The organism is Paraburkholderia flava (assembly GCF_004359985.1).
GTDB classification, from domain to species: domain Bacteria; phylum Pseudomonadota; class Gammaproteobacteria; order Burkholderiales; family Burkholderiaceae; genus Paraburkholderia; species Paraburkholderia flava.
Genome location: NZ_SMRO01000001.1, coordinates 101,041 through 117,531 on the forward strand (window position 1 = coordinate 101,041; position 16,491 = coordinate 117,531).

Sequence of the window (16,491 nt, forward strand, 5' to 3'; positions counted from 1 at the left end):
CAACTGCGAGCGCCGGCAAATGGTTCATGCCTGACCGACGAGTGGCGGCACACCTCGGGAGCACTGTAGTGCTGACGCAAAGAACCAGAGCAACGAGCAAGAAGGGCTTTGCATTCGTCCTTTTCGGTGGAACGGGCGACCTCGCGTTGCGCAAGATCTTGCCCGCCCTGTACATGGCACATCGAGATGGCTCGCTTGCCGAACTCGGGACCATCGTTTCCGTCGCACAGCCGGCGTTGGACCGGGAGGGTTATCTGAAGTGGGTCGACGAGCACGTCAAACCGAACCTGAAAAACGGGAGTTTCGATGGCGAATGCTGGCGCACCTTCCTGGAGCGAGTTAGTTACGTGTCGCTCGATGCAGGCAAGCCCGAAGCGTATCGTGCGTTGAGCGAGCTCCCCGCGCTGAAGAGCGGCGCCGTTCGCATCTACTATCTCGCAACGGGTCCATCCCTCTTCGTGCCGGTCTGCGAAGGCCTGGCTGCCGCCAATCTCACCGACGATGCGCGCATCGTGCTGGAAAAGCCGCTCGGACACGATCTCGCGTCGTCAGCAACCATCAACGACGAAGTCGGAAGAGTTTTCGAAGAGAATCAGATCTACCGTATCGACCACTATCTCGGGAAAGAGGCGGTGCAGAACCTGTTCGCACTGAGGTTCGGAAACATTCTGTTCGAACCGCTGTGGCGCAGAGAGTGGGTCGAAAGCATTCAGATCACGGTTGCAGAGGAGCTCGGCGTCGAGCGACGCGGGCTCTTTTATGACCAGACTGGTGCTCTCCGGGATATGGTGCAAAACCACCTCCTGCAGCTTCTCTCCATCATCGCGATGGAGCCGCCGCATTCGATGGACGCCGATGCTGTACGGAACGAAAAGCTTCGGGTACTACAGGCGCTCAAACCCCTCGTCTCTGGGCGCATTCGGGACAATCTCGTTTGTGGGCAATACCGCGCAGGGACCATCCGCGGGCAGAGGGTTCCGTCCTACCACGATGAAGCCGGCGTCGAACCCGACAGCGTGACGGAGACCTTCGTCGCGCTGAAAGCAGAAATCGAAAACTGGCGCTGGTCGGGCGTACCTTTTTTCCTTCGGACGGGGAAGCGACTGGCTGAGCGAGTCGCGGAGATTGTCGTGAACTTCAAGCCAGTACCGCATTCGGCGCTAGGCCCCGTGCCTTTGTTATCCGGCTCGAATCGACTAACCATACGCCTTCAGCCTAAAGAATCGATTCGGCTCGACACACTAGGCAAGATGCCTGGCATGGGCATGAACCTGCGCGGGGTGTTCCTTGACCTGGCTTTCGACAAGTTCTTCGAGGAGGACCGCATGGAGGCATATCAGCGGCTGCTTCTCGACGTCATAGACGGAAGGCTTGCGCTTTTCGTCCGGCGAGATGAGCAAGAGGCTGCATGGCGTTGGGTTGCGCCGATTCTCGACGAATGGAAACGTTTTCCAGACAAGCCCAGGCCTTACGCAGCCGGTACATGGGGCCCCGTTGCGGCGAACGCCATGCTCGCACGTGCCGACACCTGCCGGATCGAAACCGAATAAGAACCAGGGGGTAGCAGTTTGCTGCCTGGATCATTATCGCGGCAGCAAGTCTGCTCGGGAAACTCGTCATGACATTTCGGAAGCAGTCGTCGCACAGGGGAAAAAATCCTCAAGCGCAGATATCCTGGTGGCACAGAAAGATGCTTTTAATGCCGCTGACCGACACCTGCATTCGTGACCTTTCCCTCAGGAGCCATCTCGCTCTGGTTGCAAGCGGATATCCGGGCAGTGACCGCCATTCGGTTATGTGGCTCGCGCGGGTCGTCTACGTGGCGTTCTTTCTGCAAGAACGAAGTCGCAGTGACTCAAGTCTGTCGATGTTCGTGGCCGCAGAAGAAGCGCTTGATCGTACCGTGCTGCGAGCGGAAGAAACAGGTGTCTGGCAACTCATGAGAGACGACATCGAAGTACTGAAGCCCGTCCTTCGTATCTACGATCAGGAGCTGGCTTCGGCGACCAACGGTTGCATTGCCGAGGCCGACGCCAGTCTTCGGAGATTGCTGGCAAGTCCCCACTGCGAATCTCCGTTGCGGGCGAGTCTACGCGACAGACATCGGATGGTGTAGCCGCCAAGCTGATCCACCTGGGTTTTCCGGATCAAAGCTGGCGCGGGTTTTCCGGCATTTGGGGTTCAGCTCGACACGGTGACGGCGTGAGCTCACGGGCAAGTCCAGCCGGCAGCAAGGTGTGATCAAGGCCATCGAGGACTTCGGCGATAGCGGGCATCCGTCGTACCGCTACTTTTGCGGAAGCTGCGGGTCGACTGTGGTCACGCGGGTATCGACAATGCCGGGGCAGGTCATCGTGAAAGCCGGCACACTCGACAGCATGGAAGGCCTACCGGCCCCGCAGATCGAGATCTATACGGATCGTTCGGTGGAGTGGCTCAAGTCGTTTGACGGCGCGGTGGGTTTTGCGCTGAGTCCTTGACGTAAGGCATGGAGTGGCCCGGCCACTCCATCGCATCGAACAGTCACAAAGAACATTAAACATCGGGCTGCAGATACCGGACGATAAGCCGCGTTGCTTCATCAACCAGCGCATCGAACGCCTCATCCGAAAGACTCTCCGAATGATGCACGACGGCCGTATGCGTCAGCGCTTCGATTGACGTTACGCATACGAACGCCGCGAGCCCCATGTCCAGTGGGCGAAACTCATCGCTATGAGCTTCGAGGTACGCGCGGAACAGCGCATAGGTTTCGCTATCCAGGGTTGCCGCATTTTCAAACCGCCCCGTGCGCGGAATCTGCTCCGCGAGCACGCGATGTAGCTTGGGATCGATCCGGTGCGCGTCGATTGCTGCGACGACGAGTGTGCGCACTGCTTGTTCCATCGGGAGCATTGCAGCCTTTAGCAACGCGCGGCGGACAACCTGCATCAGTTCCTGACTATGGCGCTCGATGACCGCGGTCACCAACGCCTCCTTGCTCGGGAAGTACTGATACAGCGAACCGACGCTTACGCCAGCCTTCTCCGCAATCCGGTTAGTGCTTGCCTTGTCGAAGCCGTCCTTCACCAGAATGCGAGCAGTTGCTTCGACGAGTGCATCGACGGTCACACGCGATCTCTGTTGAGACGCGTGTTTTCTGGGTTTGGTCAGCGGTTTGCGGGGCATTTTTCGCACTCAGAATGCGAGTAGGGGAATACGAGTGATGACTCGTATTATGCATCGGGTGGATTGAACCACAACCCCTACGATGGAGGAAATGCCCCATGACCACCCAGCCTTACTCACAGCTTATAGCCGTCAAGCGATGGGCCGATCTCGGCCTCTACGCTGTCGTCAGCGAGAACTTCGACCGGCTGACCGCTGACGACGCGTCGATCATGCTGCGCATCCTCGATCACATTCACGTGGTCGACCGGATCTTTCAGCATCATTTGCAGGGACGCCCGCATCCGTTCAGCGCACCGCGCTCGGAAAAAATCCCGGATCTGCAAGCGCTTGCGAACAGCGCGCGGGAAGTCGACGACTGGTACGCGTCATACGTCGACAGTCTCAACGACGAGGATTTCGCGCAGCCGCTCGAATTCGCGTTCACGAGCGGCAAGCCGGCACGCATGCGACGCGGCGAGATCATTCTGCATGTCTGCCAGCACGGGACCTACCATCGCGGCAACGCCGGTGCCGTTTTGCAACTGAAGGGCATGACGCCGAGCCGCGATTCGATCACCGATTTTCTCGAATACGCGGCGTGAAGCATGCGAAGGCCTAGCGCAACGTCGACGCGAAATCGTCGAGTTGCGTGATGCAGGCGTTCCAGCCGTCGAAGAAGCCCATCGTTTCGTGACGCTCCCGCGTCGCGTCGTCGGGATGCATCACGCGTGCCTCGTAGCGGGTGCCTGTGCCTTCGTCGGCCATCGTAATGATGGCTGTAAAGCCGAGCCACGGCGTGTTCGGCCGCCAGTCCGCGACGAGCATCGACGTGAACGCGAGGCGCGCGTGCGGCACGATCTCCAGGAAACTGCCGGGGTTGTCGCTCACGCCGCCGTCGGGGCCGCGCATCAGCGTGTGAAAGGCACCGCCGGGCCGCAGATCGAATGCGAGTACCTCGGTGGTCCACGGTTTCGGGCACCACCATTCCTTCAGCAGATCGGGCTCGGTCCACGCACGCCACAGCGTCGCGCGCGGCGCGCGCAGCACGCGGGAGATCACGAGGTCGTGGGTTTCAGCGTGACCGGCGGGGTTTGTTGACATGCGCTTGCTCCTGTTCGTGAAGGCGTTCGACAAAATCGGCCATGCGGTCGGATCGCGCCTCCCACATCGCCCGCTGTTCGGCTATCCATTGCTCGGCTTCCGATAACCGGTCCCGCATCAGTTCGCACACGCGCGTGCGCCCGGTCTTGCGCGTGCGGATCAGGCCGCTACGTTCGAGCAACGAAACGTGCTTCATGAACGACGGCAGCGCCATCGAGAACGGCGCGGCAAGCTCGGAGACGCTCTGCTCGCGACGGCCGAGCGACGCGACGATCGCGCAGCGGGTCGGGTCGGCGAGTGCCTGGAAGATGCTGCTGACGTCGGTTGCGTTGGTTGAATAGTTAGCCATGTGGCTAAGTATGGGGCAACTTCTTCAAAGAGGGAAACTCGCGCACCCGGACGAAGGGCACGCAGAAGGCCCGCGAGACAATCCGCTTTTGTTATCGCTTCATCCGATAGTTGAATTGTGGTCGCCATGAACGGCCCGTATATTGGCCGTCATTGAATATAAACAGCCGCGCCGGAGTAAGCGCATGGGACCAGAGTAAGCGCTAAAGCGCCAACTCTGGTCGACAGCGCCAACTCTGGTTGACAGCACAGGAGACAAAAGCATGAACCAGATCGACCTCAAAGGCCGCGTCGTAGTCATCACAGGCGGCGCACGCGGCATCGGCTACGCCGTCGCACAACGCGCGTTACGCTCAGGCGCCGCAGTCTCGCTATGGGACGTCGACGCCGACCGGCTGGCAAGCAGTCAGCGCGAACTCGCTGCACTCGGCGACGTGTCGACCGCCATCGTCGAACTCACCGACGAACACTCGGTCACCGCCGCAACCGACGCAACCGTCGCACGACATCAGCGGATCGACGTGCTGATCAACTGCGCGGGCATCACCGGCGGCAACGGCAAAACCTGGGAGCTTGAGCCCGACATGTGGCGTCGCGTGATCGACGTCAATCTGATCGGCCCGTACCTCACGTCGCGTGCGATCGTCCCGCAGATGCTCAAGCAGGGCTACGGGCGCATCGTCAACATCGCGTCGGTGGCGGGCAAGGAAGGCAATCCGAACGCTTCCCACTACAGCGCGTCGAAGGCCGGGTTGATCGGCCTGACGAAGTCGCTCGGCAAGGAACTCGCGACGAGCAACATCCTCGTCAACGCCGTGACACCGGCGGCCGCGAAGACCGAGATCTTCGATTCGATGGCGCAGGAGCACATCGACTACATGCTGTCGAAAATCCCGATGAACCGCTTCCTGCTGCCCGAAGAGGCCGCGTCGCTGATCCTCTGGCTGTCTTCCGAGGATTGCGCGTTCAGCACGGGCTCGGTGTTCGATCTGTCGGGCGGCCGCGCGACTTACTGAGCGCGAGGCGCTGTGAAGCGCCTGGCCCCAACGATGCGTGAAACGGTCCCTCCGGAGCCATCATGACCACGCAACCGGCCGCTGACGCGGCCACGCTCGAATCCGCAGTGAGCCGCGTGATGCGGCGTCTGCTGCCGTTTCTGCTGCTGATGTACGTGCTCGCGTTTCTCGACCGCGCGAACATCGGCTTTGCACAAAAGGCGCTGCAGCACGACACGGGTCTCTCCGACGCGGCGTTCGCGTTCGGTGCCGGCGTGTTCTTCGTCGGCTATGCGCTGTTCGAGGTGCCGAGCAATCTGCTGCTGCATCGCGTCGGCGCGCGCATCTGGATGTGCCGCATCATGGTGACGTGGGGCATCGTGTCGGCGGCGATGGCGTTCGCGCACACGCCGACTGCGTTCTACTGGCTGCGTTTTCTGCTCGGCGTCGCCGAGGCGGGTTTCTTCCCAGGCATCATCTATTACCTCACGCACTGGTTTCCGCAGGCGTCTAGAGCGCGTGCGGTCGGCGTGTTTTATTTCGGCGCGCCGCTCGCGTTTATTTTCGGCAGTCCGCTGTCGGGTCTGCTGCTCGATCTGCACGGCGCGTTTGGGCTCGCGGGGTGGCAATGGCTGTTTCTCGTCGAGGGCGTTCTTGCTTCGGCGGTGGGTGTGTGGGCGTTCCGCTTTCTCGACAATCGTCCCGACGACGCGCGCTGGCTCGATGCCGCGCATCGCGACGTGCTGCGCACGGCACTCGCCGGCGATGCGCAGGCCGCTGCATCGCATGGTCCGCGCGGTGTGCTTGCCGCGATGTTCGATCGTCGCGTGTTGATGCTGTCATTGATCTATCTGCTGATTCAGATCAGCGTGTACGGCGTGATCTTCTATCTGCCGCAACAGGTCGCTGCATTGCTCGGTACGAAGGTGGGGCTGCGCGTCGGGCTCGTTACCGCGCTGCCGTGGCTGTGTGCGGTCGCGGTGACCGCATGGGTGCCGCGTCGTGCGGACCTGCACGGTGGTCATCGACGCTGGGCTGTCGCGCTGCTGGTACTCGCGGGGCTCGGCATCGGTGTGTCGGGGCTCACGCACAGTCCGCTCGTCGGTTTGCTAGCGCTGTGTTGCGCGGCAAGCGGCTTCATCGCCGCGCAACCGCTGTTCTGGACGATGCCCACACGTTATCTGACCGGCGCTGCCGCAGCTGGCGGCATTGCATTGATCAATTCGCTCGGCGGACTCGGCGGTTTCATCGCGCCGACCCTGCGCACGGTCGCGGAACACGCGTGGCAATCGACGTCGGCGGGACTCATCGTGCTCGGCGCGGCGAGCCTGCTGGCCGCGTTGCTGATCGGTGTGACGGCGCGCGAACGGCGCGGCGCGGAGACAGCAACTGCATTGCACCGGTCCGCGTAACGCGGCGGTGTTTCGACCCAACACGAAGCAACATCAAGCGACAGCACTACGGAGTTCATCGACATGGCCATGCCCACTATCCGGCACGTGCGTGCCTTCATCGTTCGCGGCGGCGGCGCGGACTATCACGACCAGGGCGACGGCCACTGGATCGACGATCACATCTCGACGCCGATGGCGCGCTACCCCGAGTACAGACAAAGCCGGCAATCGTTCGGCATCAACGTGCTGGGTACGCTCGTTGTCGAGATCGAGGCGAGCGACGGCACCGTCGGCTTCGGCGTGACGACCGGCGGCGAGATCGGTGCGTTCATCGTCGAGCGGCATCTTGCGCGTTTTCTCGAAGGGCAGCTTGTTACCGACATCGAGAAGATGTGGGATCAGATGTACTACGCGACGCTTTACTACGGCCGAAAGGGGATTGTACTGAACACGATCTCGGGCGTCGATCTCGCGCTGTGGGATCTGCTCGCGAAGGTGCGCAAGGAGCCGGTGTATCAGTTGCTCGGCGGCCCGGTGCGCGACGAGCTGACGTTCTACGCAACCGGCGCGCGACCCGATCTCGCGAAGGAGATGGGCTTTATCGGCGGCAAGCTGCCGTTGCAGCACAGTCCCGCTGAAGGCGAAGAGGGGTTGCGCAAGAACATCGAGAAGCTCGCGGAAATGCGCAGCCGCGTCGGCGACGATTTCTGGCTGATGTACGACTGCTGGATGAGTCTCGACGTGCGCTACGCGACGCGTCTTGCACAGGCCGCGCAGGAATATGGGCTCAAGTGGCTCGAAGAATGTTTGCCGCCCGACGACTACTGGGGTTACGCCGAACTGCGCCGCAACGTGCCGCGCGGCATGATGGTGTCGACCGGCGAACATGAAGCGACACGCTGGGGTTTCCGGATGCTGCTCGAAATGGAGTGCTGCGATTTCATCCAGCCGGACGTCGGCTGGTGCGGCGGCATCACGGAGCTGATCCGCATTTCCGCGCTCGCCGATGCGCACAACGTGATGGTCGTGCCGCATGGTTCGTCGGTGTACAGCTATCACTTCGTCGTCACGCGGCACAACTCGCCGTTCGCCGAGTTTCTGATGATGGCGCCGAAGGCCGACGAAGTTGTGCCGATGTTCACGCCGCTGCTGCTCGACGAGCCGGTACCGGTGAACGGCCGGATGAAGGTGCCGGAGACACCGGGCTTCGGCGTGCGGCTCAATCCGGATTGCACGCTGGTGCGTCCGTACCAGCATTAAACACGCGGAAAACTCAACGTTCGATCAGGAGGCAGCAGTGCTGCTCAAGGACAAGGCGGTCATCGTGACGGGCGGATCGCGCGGCATCGGCCGGGCGATTGCGGTCGCATGCGCGGCAGAGGGCGCGGACGTCGCGATCAACTACTGGGGCGATAACGACGCATCGTATGGCAAGCGTTCGGCGATCAGCGAAGTGCTCGCCGAGATCGAAGGGCTCGGACGTCGCGCGATTGCCGTCGAGGGCAACGTCGCGGCGCCGCAGACCGGTATCGATCTCGTGCGTCAGACCGTCGAAGCGTTCGGCAAGGTCGACGTGCTCGCGAGCAATGCGGGCATCTGTCCGTTCCACGCATTTCTCGACATGCCGCCATCGGTGCTCGAACGCACGGTCGGCGTGAACCTGAACGGCGCGTTCTACGTAACGCAGGCGGCCGCGCGGCAGATGAAAGAGCAGGGCCACGGCGGCGCGATCGTCGCGACGAGTTCGATCAGCGCATTGGTCGGCGGCGGGATGCAGACGCATTACACGCCGACGAAAGCGGGCGTGCATTCGCTGATGCAGTCGTGCGCGATTGCGCTGGGGCCGTACGGTATCCGCTGCAATTCAGTGATGCCCGGCACGATCGCAACCGATCTGAACGCGGAAGACCTCGCCGACGAAACGAAGAAAGCGTACTTCGAAAAGCGCATTCCGCTGGGCCGTCTCGGTGCGCCGGAAGATGTCGCGGACTGCGTGCTGTTCCTCGCATCGGACAAGGCGCGCTACGTGACCGGCGCGGCGTTGCTGGTGGACGGCGGGTTGTTCGTGAACCTGCAGTGAACGCAGCGAGCGGTTTAGCGAGGCGTATCGAACGGCTGCGAAAAACGCCGCAGCAGTCCGACGAAATGTTCGGCCGGTTCGGCGAGCGCTTCGCCCTTGCGCGTGAGAATGCCGAAACCAGGCAGGCTCTTGCCGATCTCGATCGGCAGCGCGACCAGCAGTTTGCCGCGCACGTGATCGCGCACGACGGACTCGGGCAGCATCGCGACCGCGTCGAAGTTTTCGAGCAGTTGCAGCGTCGCGAAGATCGACGCGCATTCGGTGAGATTGACCGGCGTCGCGAGCCCCGCACGCGCGAGCTCTTCTTCGAACAGCACGCGCGCGGGGCTGGTCAGCGGTTGCGCGACCCACGGCCAGTCGATCAGTTCGCGCAACGCGACGCTGCGCGCATTGGCGAGCGGATGACGCGTACGCACGACCAGCACCAGCGTTTCGCGCGCGAGCGGTTCGAAGTCGAAATCGTTGTGCTGCAGCGGCGACGTGAGCCGGCCGAGCGCGAGATCCACTTCGCGGCGATGCAGCAGTTGGACGACCTGGTCGCTGGTTTCGCCGAGGATGCGCATGTTCAGCAGCGGCCGTTCGGTTTTCAGCGACGCGACAGCCATCGCGAGCAGATCGGGCGCGGCGCCCATGATCGCGCCGACGGTGAGCTGGCCGTGACCGCCTTTACGCTTGACGTCGAGATCATCGGCGAAGCGCGTGAGTTCCGCGAGCGCACGTCGAGCGTACGCGAGCGTGACGACGCCGAGCGGTGTCGGCTGCATTCCGCGCGCGTTGCGCTCGAACAGCAGGAAGCCGAACGCTTCCTCGATGTCGCCGAGCATGCGGCTTGCGCTCGGCTGCGCGACGTTGATCGCTTCGGCGGCTTGATGGACGTTGCGCGCGTCGTCGAGCGCGACGAGCAGCGCGAGGTGCTTGAACTTGAGGCGATTGACGAGAGCGACCGTGGCGGCTTGGTGATTCATGGGACCCGGGATGGCAACTGCGCGATTCGGTTTCTGGATCGCCTAATCCCAACAACGGATTGAGACGCTATCGACGGCGGAATTATAGTCGTTCGAAACGCTCCGTAGAGAGGACGCGTGCGACTGCAAAAAACATTGATCGCTGGAGTAGGCGCTAAAGCGCCAACTCCAGCATGGGATGGGAGTAAGCGCTAAAGCGCTAACTCCCATCGACAGGAGACAAAACCCGCATGGAAACCATCGCTTTCCGGATGACGCTCAACCCCGGCATGCGCGAAGAGTACGCGCGCCGGCATCGCGAGATCTGGCCGGAACTCGTCGATGCGCTGCACAGTGCGGGCGTGCGCGACTATCGCATCTACCTCGACGAATCGACCGGCGCGCTGTTCGCGACGCTCACGCGTACCGACGATCACACGATGGATGCGCTGCCCGATCTGCCGGTGATGCGCAAATGGTGGGACGCGATGGCGGACATCATGGTGACTGCGCGGGATCATGTGCCGGAGCAGCAGGGGCTTGTGCCGGTGTTTGAGTTGGCTGCGGGCAACCGCTGATCGGTCGACCGCCTGAGTAGGCGCTAAAGCGCTAACTCAGGCATGGGACCAGAGTAAGCGCTAAAGCGCTAACTCTGGTCGACACAGGAGAAAGAACCTCATGCAAGTAGTCGACCCCCACATCCACCTGTGGGACCTGCAAACGCATCGCTATCCGTGGCTGGAAAACCCCGGCGTGTCGTTCGTCGGCGATGCGCGCGCGCTGAAGCACGACTACCTGCTCGACCATCTGCTCGCCGACGCAGCGGAAATCGAGGTTCTGAAAATCGTCCACGTCGAAGCGAATCACGATCCGGCGAACCCGGTCGAAGAAACGCGCTGGCTGCAACAGGTAGCGGACACCGAAGGTTCGTACGGCATGCCGAACGGCATCGTCGCATGGGTCGATCTCGCGGCGCCAGATGCGGAAGCGGTGCTCGAAGCGCATGCGTCGTTCGCGAATACGCGCGGCGTGCGGCAGATTCTGAACGTACATGACGACAAGCTGTACGACTATGTCGGCCGGCATTTCATGCGCGAGCCGCTGTGGCGCGAGCGCTTTGCGCTGCTGCATCGTCATGGGCTGTCGTTCGATCTGCAGCTGTACCCGTCGCAGATGGACGATGCAGCGGCGCTCGCGCGTGCGCATCCGGACACGCAGTTCATCGTCAATCACGCGGGCATGTTCGTCGATCGCGATAGCGTGGCCGGTTACCGCGCATGGCGCGACGGATTGCGCACGCTGGCCGCGTGCCCGAACGTCGCGGTGAAGATCAGCGGGCTGGCGATGTTCGACCATCGCTGGACGGTCGAAAGCCTGCGTCCGTATGTGCTCGAAACGATCGACGCGTTCGGCGTCGAGCGTGCGATGTTCGCGTCGAATTTTCCGGTGGACCGGCTGTTCGGCACGTATGCGGCGCTGTGGCATGCGTATGCGGCGATCGTCGCGGGCGCGAGCGACGACGAGCGCGCAGCATTGTTCGTCCGCAACGCCGAGCGTGTGTATCGCATCTGAAAGCCGCATCAGAAATTAGAAAACACCGGTCGCGTGCAAACAACACGCCCCCATAAAGAAGGAGACAAGCCTGTGCAGCAACCGACCCCCGCCGTGCCGCGGCTGGAACTGATTCACGCGAGCAAGTCGTTCGGCCGCGTGCGCGCGCTCAGCGACGGCCAACTCGTGCTGCGCAGCGGCGAGGTGCACGCGCTGCTCGGCGAGAACGGTGCGGGCAAATCGACGCTCGTGAAAATCCTCGCGGGCGTGCACCGCGCGGACACGGGCGAGCTGCGCATCGACGGCAAGCTGTGCGAATTCACGACGCCGGCGCAGGCACGTGACGCGGGCATCGCGGTGATCTATCAGGAACCGACGCTGTTCTTCGATCTGTCGATCACGGAAAACATCTACATGGGCCGGCAGCCGGTGGATCGATTCGGCCGCATCCGCTACGACGAGATGCATCGCGAGGTCGATACGCTGCTCGCGTCGCTCGGCGTCGATCTGCATGGCGACCGTCTGCTGCGCGGCCTGTCGATCGCGGATCAGCAGGTGATCGAGATCGCGAAGGCGCTGTCGCTGAACGCGAACGTGCTGGTCATGGACGAACCGACCGCCGCGCTGTCGCTGCCCGAAGTGGAGCGGCTGTTCACGATCGTGCGGCGGCTGCGTGAGCGCGACGTCGCGATCCTGTTCATCACGCACCGGCTCGACGAAGTGTTCGCGCTGACGCAGCACGTGACGATCATGCGCGACGGCGCGAAAGTCTTCGACGCACCGACCGCCGATCTCACCACCGCCGCGATCGTCGCGAAGATGGTCGGCCGCGATCTCGCGACGTTCTATCCGAAAGCCGACGTCACACCCGGCGACGTGCGGCTCGCGGTGCGCGGCCTCACACGCACGGGCGTATTCCGCGACGTGTCGTTCGACGTGCGTGCAGGCGAGATCGTCGCGCTCGCGGGTCTGGTCGGCGCGGGCCGCAGCGAAGTCGCGCGAGCGATCTTCGGCATCGATCCGCTCGATGCTGGCGAGATCCGTATCGCAGGCAAGAAGCTCGCGCCGGGACGTCCTGCTGCGGCAGTTGCTGCGGGTCTCGCGCTTGTTCCCGAAGACCGTCGGCAACAAGGCCTCGCGCTCGAACTGAGCATCGCGCGCAATGCATCGATGACGGTACTCGGACGGCTCGTACGCTTCGGGCTGATTTCCGCACGCCGCGAAACCGAACTCGCGACGCGCTGGGGCACGCGCCTGCAACTGAAAGCAAGCGATCCGGCTGCACCGGTCGGCACGCTGTCGGGCGGCAACCAGCAGAAGGTCGTGCTCGGCAAATGGCTCGCGACGCATCCGCAGGTGCTGATCATCGACGAGCCGACGCGCGGCATCGACGTCGGGGCGAAAGCCGAGGTCTACGGCGCGCTAGCGGAACTGGTTCACGAAGGAATGGCGGTGCTGATGATTTCAAGCGAACTGCCGGAAGTGCTCGGCATGGCCGATCGCGTGCTGGTGATGCATGAAGGCCGGATCAGCGCGGAGATATCGCGTGCGGAGGCGACCGAGGAACGCATCATGAACGCGGCGCTTGGACAGAACGGCGCACCGCTGGGGCACGCGGCATGATGCGCGACTCGACCACTCGCCCGGCCGCACTCGATCCGCAGAGCGGCGCTGCACAACAACGCACACGCCGCAGCGGTGCCGGTAGCTTCGCTGCCGCCATCGCTGCAAGCCGCGAGACGACGCTGTTCGTCGTGCTGATCCTGCTGATCGGCGGCACCGCGCTCGCGAAACCGCAGTTTCTAAATCTGCAGAACCTGAGAGACGTGCTGCTCAACGTGTCGATCATCAGCCTGCTCACCGCGGGCATGACGGTCGTGATCCTGATGCGTCACATCGATCTGTCGGTAGGCTCGACGGTCGGCGTCAGCGCGTACGCGGTGGGCAGTCTGTACGTCGCGTTCCCGCACATGCCGGTGCTGGTCGCGCTCGCGGCGGGGCTCGCGGTCGGTCTCGTCGCGGGCGGGATCAATGCGCTGCTGGTCGCAGTGGGCCGCGTGCCGTCGCTGGTCGCGACGCTGTCGACGCTGTACATCTTTCGCGGCGCCGACTACGCGTGGGTACACGGCGGCCAGATCAACGCGACAAGTCTGCCCGAAGCGTTCTCGCGACTCGCGACCGGCACGCTCGTCGGCATTCCGGTGCTCGCGCTGATTGCGGCTGTCGTATTGCTCGGACTCGCGATGTATCTGAAGCAGTTTCGCGGCGGCCGCGAACACTACGCGATCGGTTCGAACCCCGAGGCCGCGCGGCTCGCAGGCGTGGCGGTCGAGCGTCGCGTGATGATGGGCTTCCTGATTTCCGGCGCGATTGCAGGTTTTGCGGGCGCATTGTGGCTCGCGCGCTTCGGCACGGTCGACGCGAGCACCGCGAAAGGCATCGAACTGCAGGTGGTCGCGGCGGCGGTGGTCGGCAGCGTCGCGATCAACGGCGGCGTCGGCACGATTCTCGGCGCGACGCTCGGTGCGCTGGTGCTCGGCGTGATCAGCATCGCGCTGGTCGTGCTGCACGTGTCGCCGTTCTGGGAGCAGGCGATCCAGGGCGCGCTGATCGTCGCGGCGATTACCGCCGACACGCTGCTCGCGCGCTCGGTGGCGAAACGGATGATGAGGAAACGCGATCATGGCTGAACCCGTTAAACCTGACGCTGGTCTGCGCTTTCGCCGGCCGTCGATTCCCTTGCACTGGGAAACGCTGCTCGCGGTGCTGCTCGTGCTAGCGCTGATCCTCGGCCGCGTGCTGTCGCCCGAATTCCTGTCGGGCGCGAATCTCGGCAACGTGCTCGCCGATCTCACCGAAGTCGCGCTGATGGCGCTGCCGATGACGCTGATCATCGTCGCCGCCGACATCGATCTGTCGGTCGCATCGGTACTCGGCGCGTCGAGCGCATTGCTCGGCGTGCTGTGGCACATGGGCATACCGATGCCCGCAGCGATCGCGCTGTCGATCATCGCAGGTGCATTTGCGGGGCTGCTGAACGGCCTCGTGATCGTGAAGCTGAACCTGCCTTCGCTCGCGGTGACGATCGGCACGCTCGCGCTGTTTCGCGGGCTGGCGTACGTGCTGCTCGGCGATCAGGCGGTCGCGGATTTTCCGGCGGGGTACACCGCGTTCGGAATGAATTCGCTCGGTTCGACGTTTATCCCGCTGCCGTTCGCGATCGTGATCGTCTGCGCGGTGCTGTTCACGGTGCTACTGCAGGCCACCGCGTTTGGCCGCAGCCTGTTCGCGATCGGCGCGAACCCGACAGCAGCCGCGTTCTCCGGCATCGATGTCGCGCGCGTGCGGCTCAAGCTGTTCGTGCTGTCCGGCGCGGTCAGCGCGCTCGCGGGCGTGATCTACACGCTGCGCTTCACGAGCGCACGCGGCGACAACGGCGAGGGCTTCGAGCTGTCGGTGATTGCGGCGGTGCTGTTCGGCGGCGTCAGCATTTTCGGCGGACGCGGTTCGATGATCGGCGTGCTGCTGTCGCTGCTGATCGTCGGCGTGCTGCGCAATGCGCTGACGCTCGTCGACGTGTCGAGCGAAGTGCTGACCATCGTCACCGGTGCGCTGCTGCTCGCCTCGGTGCTGATTCCGAATCTCGCCGCGCGCTGGCGGGCGCGGCGCGACCGGCGACTGATTGCGGCGGGCTCGCCGTGAACAGCGGTGCTGCAAAAACACCGCAAACACCATCGGGCATCCGTCCGATTACCCACAGAGGAGACACTTCATGTTCAGACCACTACGTTCGATGAGCACGGCAGCGGCCAGCGCGGCGCTCTGCGCGCTGCTGCTCGGCCTCAGCTCGACAGCGGGCGCGGCCGGTATCAAGGACGGCCTGAAAATCGCGTTCCTGCCGAAGCAGATCAACAACCCGTACGAAGTGATCGCCGACGACGGCGGGATGGCCGCGATCAAGGAATTCAAGGGCGACGGCAAGGTGGTCGGGCCGTCGGATGCGGGCGCGTCGTCGCAGGTGCAGTACATCAACACGCTGATCACGCAGCGGCAGAACGCGATCGTGATCGCCGCGAACGATGAAAACGCGGTCGTGCCGTATCTGAAGAAAGCGATGTCGCAGGGCATCAAGGTCGTCACGTTCGATTCGGACACCGCACCCGACGGCCGACAGATCTTCGTGAACCAGGCGAACGCGGAGGGGATCGGCCGTGGCCAGATCCAGCTCGTGTCGAAGCTGATGGGCGGCGAGGGCGAGTTCGCGATCCTGTCGGCGACGCCGAACGCGACGAATCAGAACACGTGGATCAAGTGGATGCAGGAGGAACTGAAGAAGCCCGAATACGCGAAGATCAAGCTCGTGAAAATCGCGTACGGTAACGACGACGACCAGAAGTCGTTCGTCGAGACGCAGGGTCTGCTGCAGGCGTATCCGAACCTGAAGGCGATCGTTTCACCGACGACCGTTGGCATTGCGGCGGCCGCGCGCTACATCTCGACGTCGTCGAGCAAGGGCAAGGTCGCGGTGACCGGGCTCGGCACGCCGAACCAGATGCGCGCATTCGTCAAGAACGGCACCGTGAAGGCATTCCAGTTGTGGGACCCGAGCCAGCTCGGCTACCTCGCTGCATATGCCGCTGCGAATCTCGCGTCGGGCACGATCACCGGCAAGGAAGGCGAATCGTTCGATGCGGGCAAGCTCGGCAAGCGGACCATCGGGCCGAAGGGCGAGGTGATCCTCGGACCGCCGACGACCTTTGATTCGAGCAATATCGACAACTTCAATTTCTAGTTCGCGGGTTGCGATGTGTGATGAAGGGCGCTCCGCGGAGCGCCTTTTGTTTTTGGGGGCGCGGCCGCGTTTCACTTTCAATCAGCCGAACGAGTCGTTCAGTTTGATTACAGTGCAGGCGGCAATCTGGGAGTGA

Annotated in this window: 18 protein-coding genes; 14 read left to right on the plus strand and 4 right to left on the minus strand. The window is 63.1% G+C overall.

The genetic code is table 11. The annotated features are described in order from the left end of the window. Positions 1 to 68: 68 nt before the first annotated feature. From zwf to E1748_RS00455, 3 genes are all read left to right on the plus strand, one after another. Positions 69 to 1,550 carry a glucose-6-phosphate dehydrogenase gene (zwf, locus tag E1748_RS00445; RefSeq protein WP_240766212.1) on the plus strand — a complete coding sequence of 494 codons (1,482 nt, stop codon included), beginning with the start codon at positions 69 to 71 and terminating at the stop codon, positions 1,548 to 1,550. Positions 1,551 to 1,618: 68 nt separating this feature from the next. Beyond that, complete coding sequence (locus E1748_RS00450) at positions 1,619 to 2,116, plus strand: hypothetical protein (RefSeq protein ID WP_133645193.1); 498 nt, start codon at positions 1,619 to 1,621, stop codon at positions 2,114 to 2,116. A gap of 121 nt (positions 2,117 to 2,237) precedes the next feature. Continuing rightward, positions 2,238 to 2,480, plus strand: a complete 243-nt coding sequence (locus E1748_RS00455) for a GFA family protein (RefSeq protein ID WP_133645194.1) — start codon at positions 2,238 to 2,240, stop codon at positions 2,478 to 2,480. 55 nt (positions 2,481 to 2,535) lie between these two features. Here the strand turns inward: E1748_RS00455 and E1748_RS00460 are convergent, their stop codons facing one another. Then, positions 2,536 to 3,111, minus strand: coding sequence for a TetR/AcrR family transcriptional regulator (locus E1748_RS00460; RefSeq protein ID WP_240766213.1), 576 nt, complete (start codon positions 3,109 to 3,111; stop codon positions 2,536 to 2,538). Between the two features lie 155 nt (positions 3,112 to 3,266). Here E1748_RS00460 and E1748_RS00465 point away from each other — a divergent pair, with 155 nt between their 5' ends. Beyond that, positions 3,267 to 3,752 (plus strand): DinB family protein, encoded by a 486-nt coding sequence (locus tag E1748_RS00465; protein ID WP_133645196.1) that lies wholly within the window; start codon positions 3,267 to 3,269, stop codon positions 3,750 to 3,752. A gap of 13 nt (positions 3,753 to 3,765) precedes the next feature. Here E1748_RS00465 and E1748_RS00470 read toward each other — a convergent pair whose 3' ends face one another. Together E1748_RS00470 and E1748_RS00475 are read right to left on the minus strand one after the other, a co-directional pair. Further along, the gene (locus E1748_RS00470) at positions 3,766 to 4,251 is read right to left on the minus strand and encodes an SRPBCC family protein (RefSeq protein WP_133645197.1); all 486 of its coding nucleotides are present in this window, start codon (positions 4,249 to 4,251) and stop codon (positions 3,766 to 3,768) included. Then, entirely contained in the window at positions 4,223 to 4,600 is a 378-nt protein-coding gene (locus E1748_RS00475) for an ArsR/SmtB family transcription factor (protein ID WP_133645198.1), read from the minus strand. Before E1748_RS00475 ends, E1748_RS00470 begins: the two co-directional genes overlap by 29 nt. Before the next feature lie 262 nt (positions 4,601 to 4,862). Between E1748_RS00475 and E1748_RS00480 the strand changes: the two genes are divergently transcribed. From E1748_RS00480 to E1748_RS00495, 4 genes are all read left to right on the plus strand, one after another. Then, entirely contained in the window at positions 4,863 to 5,615 is a 753-nt protein-coding gene (locus E1748_RS00480; RefSeq protein WP_133645199.1) for an SDR family NAD(P)-dependent oxidoreductase, read from the plus strand. Between the two features lie 62 nt (positions 5,616 to 5,677). Beyond that, the gene (locus E1748_RS00485) at positions 5,678 to 7,006 is read left to right on the plus strand and encodes an MFS transporter (protein ID WP_133645200.1); all 1,329 of its coding nucleotides are present in this window, start codon (positions 5,678 to 5,680) and stop codon (positions 7,004 to 7,006) included. 63 nt (positions 7,007 to 7,069) lie between these two features. Further along, positions 7,070 to 8,248 (plus strand): L-rhamnonate dehydratase, encoded by a 1,179-nt coding sequence (gene rhmD, locus E1748_RS00490; protein ID WP_133645201.1) that lies wholly within the window; start codon positions 7,070 to 7,072, stop codon positions 8,246 to 8,248. 37 nt (positions 8,249 to 8,285) lie between these two features. Further along, the gene (locus E1748_RS00495) at positions 8,286 to 9,068 is read left to right on the plus strand and encodes an L-rhamnose 1-dehydrogenase Lra1 (protein ID WP_133645202.1); all 783 of its coding nucleotides are present in this window, start codon (positions 8,286 to 8,288) and stop codon (positions 9,066 to 9,068) included. A 14-nt stretch (positions 9,069 to 9,082) separates the two neighbouring features. On the opposite strand, the gene E1748_RS00500 is transcribed toward E1748_RS00495, so the two are convergent. Continuing rightward, the gene (locus E1748_RS00500) at positions 9,083 to 10,033 is read right to left on the minus strand and encodes a LysR family transcriptional regulator (protein ID WP_133645203.1); all 951 of its coding nucleotides are present in this window, start codon (positions 10,031 to 10,033) and stop codon (positions 9,083 to 9,085) included. A gap of 230 nt (positions 10,034 to 10,263) precedes the next feature. Here E1748_RS00500 and E1748_RS00505 point away from each other — a divergent pair, with 230 nt between their 5' ends. The 6 genes from E1748_RS00505 (at position 10,264) to rhaS (ending at position 16,355) form a co-directional block, all read left to right on the plus strand. Beyond that, entirely contained in the window at positions 10,264 to 10,590 is a 327-nt protein-coding gene (locus tag E1748_RS00505) for an L-rhamnose mutarotase (protein WP_133645204.1), read from the plus strand. Positions 10,591 to 10,690: 100 nt separating this feature from the next. After that, the gene (locus E1748_RS00510) at positions 10,691 to 11,584 is read left to right on the plus strand and encodes an amidohydrolase family protein (protein WP_133645205.1); all 894 of its coding nucleotides are present in this window, start codon (positions 10,691 to 10,693) and stop codon (positions 11,582 to 11,584) included. A gap of 72 nt (positions 11,585 to 11,656) precedes the next feature. Beyond that, complete coding sequence (locus E1748_RS00515) at positions 11,657 to 13,186, plus strand: sugar ABC transporter ATP-binding protein (protein ID WP_133645206.1); 1,530 nt, start codon at positions 11,657 to 11,659, stop codon at positions 13,184 to 13,186. After that, positions 13,183 to 14,253 (plus strand): ABC transporter permease, encoded by a 1,071-nt coding sequence (locus E1748_RS00520; protein ID WP_133645207.1) that lies wholly within the window; start codon positions 13,183 to 13,185, stop codon positions 14,251 to 14,253. The genes E1748_RS00515 and E1748_RS00520 overlap by 4 nt, the downstream gene beginning before the upstream one ends. Continuing rightward, positions 14,246 to 15,265, plus strand: coding sequence for an ABC transporter permease (locus tag E1748_RS00525; protein WP_133645208.1), 1,020 nt, complete (start codon positions 14,246 to 14,248; stop codon positions 15,263 to 15,265). Before E1748_RS00520 ends, E1748_RS00525 begins: the two co-directional genes overlap by 8 nt. A gap of 70 nt (positions 15,266 to 15,335) precedes the next feature. Continuing rightward, entirely contained in the window at positions 15,336 to 16,355 is a 1,020-nt protein-coding gene (rhaS, locus tag E1748_RS00530; RefSeq protein ID WP_133645209.1) for a rhamnose ABC transporter substrate-binding protein, read from the plus strand. Positions 16,356 to 16,491: the final 136 nt, after the last annotated feature.

Excerpts from the sequence above, each read along its gene's own strand:
- E1748_RS00450 (WP_133645193.1), top strand. The coding sequence starts at position 1,619 with ATGACATTTCGGAAGCAGTCGTCGCACAGGGGAAAAAATCCTCAAGCG.
- E1748_RS00465 (WP_133645196.1), top strand. The coding sequence starts at position 3,267 with ATGACCACCCAGCCTTACTCACAGCTTATAGCCGTCAAGCGATGGGCC.
- E1748_RS00470 (WP_133645197.1), bottom strand. The coding sequence starts at position 4,251 with ATGTCAACAAACCCCGCCGGTCACGCTGAAACCCACGACCTCGTGATC.
- E1748_RS00475 (WP_133645198.1), bottom strand. The coding sequence starts at position 4,600 with ATGGCTAACTATTCAACCAACGCAACCGACGTCAGCAGCATCTTCCAG.
- E1748_RS00480 (WP_133645199.1), top strand. The coding sequence starts at position 4,863 with ATGAACCAGATCGACCTCAAAGGCCGCGTCGTAGTCATCACAGGCGGC.
- E1748_RS00485 (WP_133645200.1), top strand. The coding sequence starts at position 5,678 with ATGACCACGCAACCGGCCGCTGACGCGGCCACGCTCGAATCCGCAGTG.
- rhmD (WP_133645201.1), top strand. The coding sequence starts at position 7,070 with ATGGCCATGCCCACTATCCGGCACGTGCGTGCCTTCATCGTTCGCGGC.
- E1748_RS00500 (WP_133645203.1), bottom strand. The coding sequence starts at position 10,033 with ATGAATCACCAAGCCGCCACGGTCGCTCTCGTCAATCGCCTCAAGTTC.
- E1748_RS00505 (WP_133645204.1), top strand. The coding sequence starts at position 10,264 with ATGGAAACCATCGCTTTCCGGATGACGCTCAACCCCGGCATGCGCGAA.
- E1748_RS00510 (WP_133645205.1), top strand. The coding sequence starts at position 10,691 with ATGCAAGTAGTCGACCCCCACATCCACCTGTGGGACCTGCAAACGCAT.
- E1748_RS00520 (WP_133645207.1), top strand. The coding sequence starts at position 13,183 with ATGATGCGCGACTCGACCACTCGCCCGGCCGCACTCGATCCGCAGAGC.
- E1748_RS00525 (WP_133645208.1), top strand. The coding sequence starts at position 14,246 with ATGGCTGAACCCGTTAAACCTGACGCTGGTCTGCGCTTTCGCCGGCCG.
- rhaS (WP_133645209.1), top strand. The coding sequence starts at position 15,336 with ATGTTCAGACCACTACGTTCGATGAGCACGGCAGCGGCCAGCGCGGCG.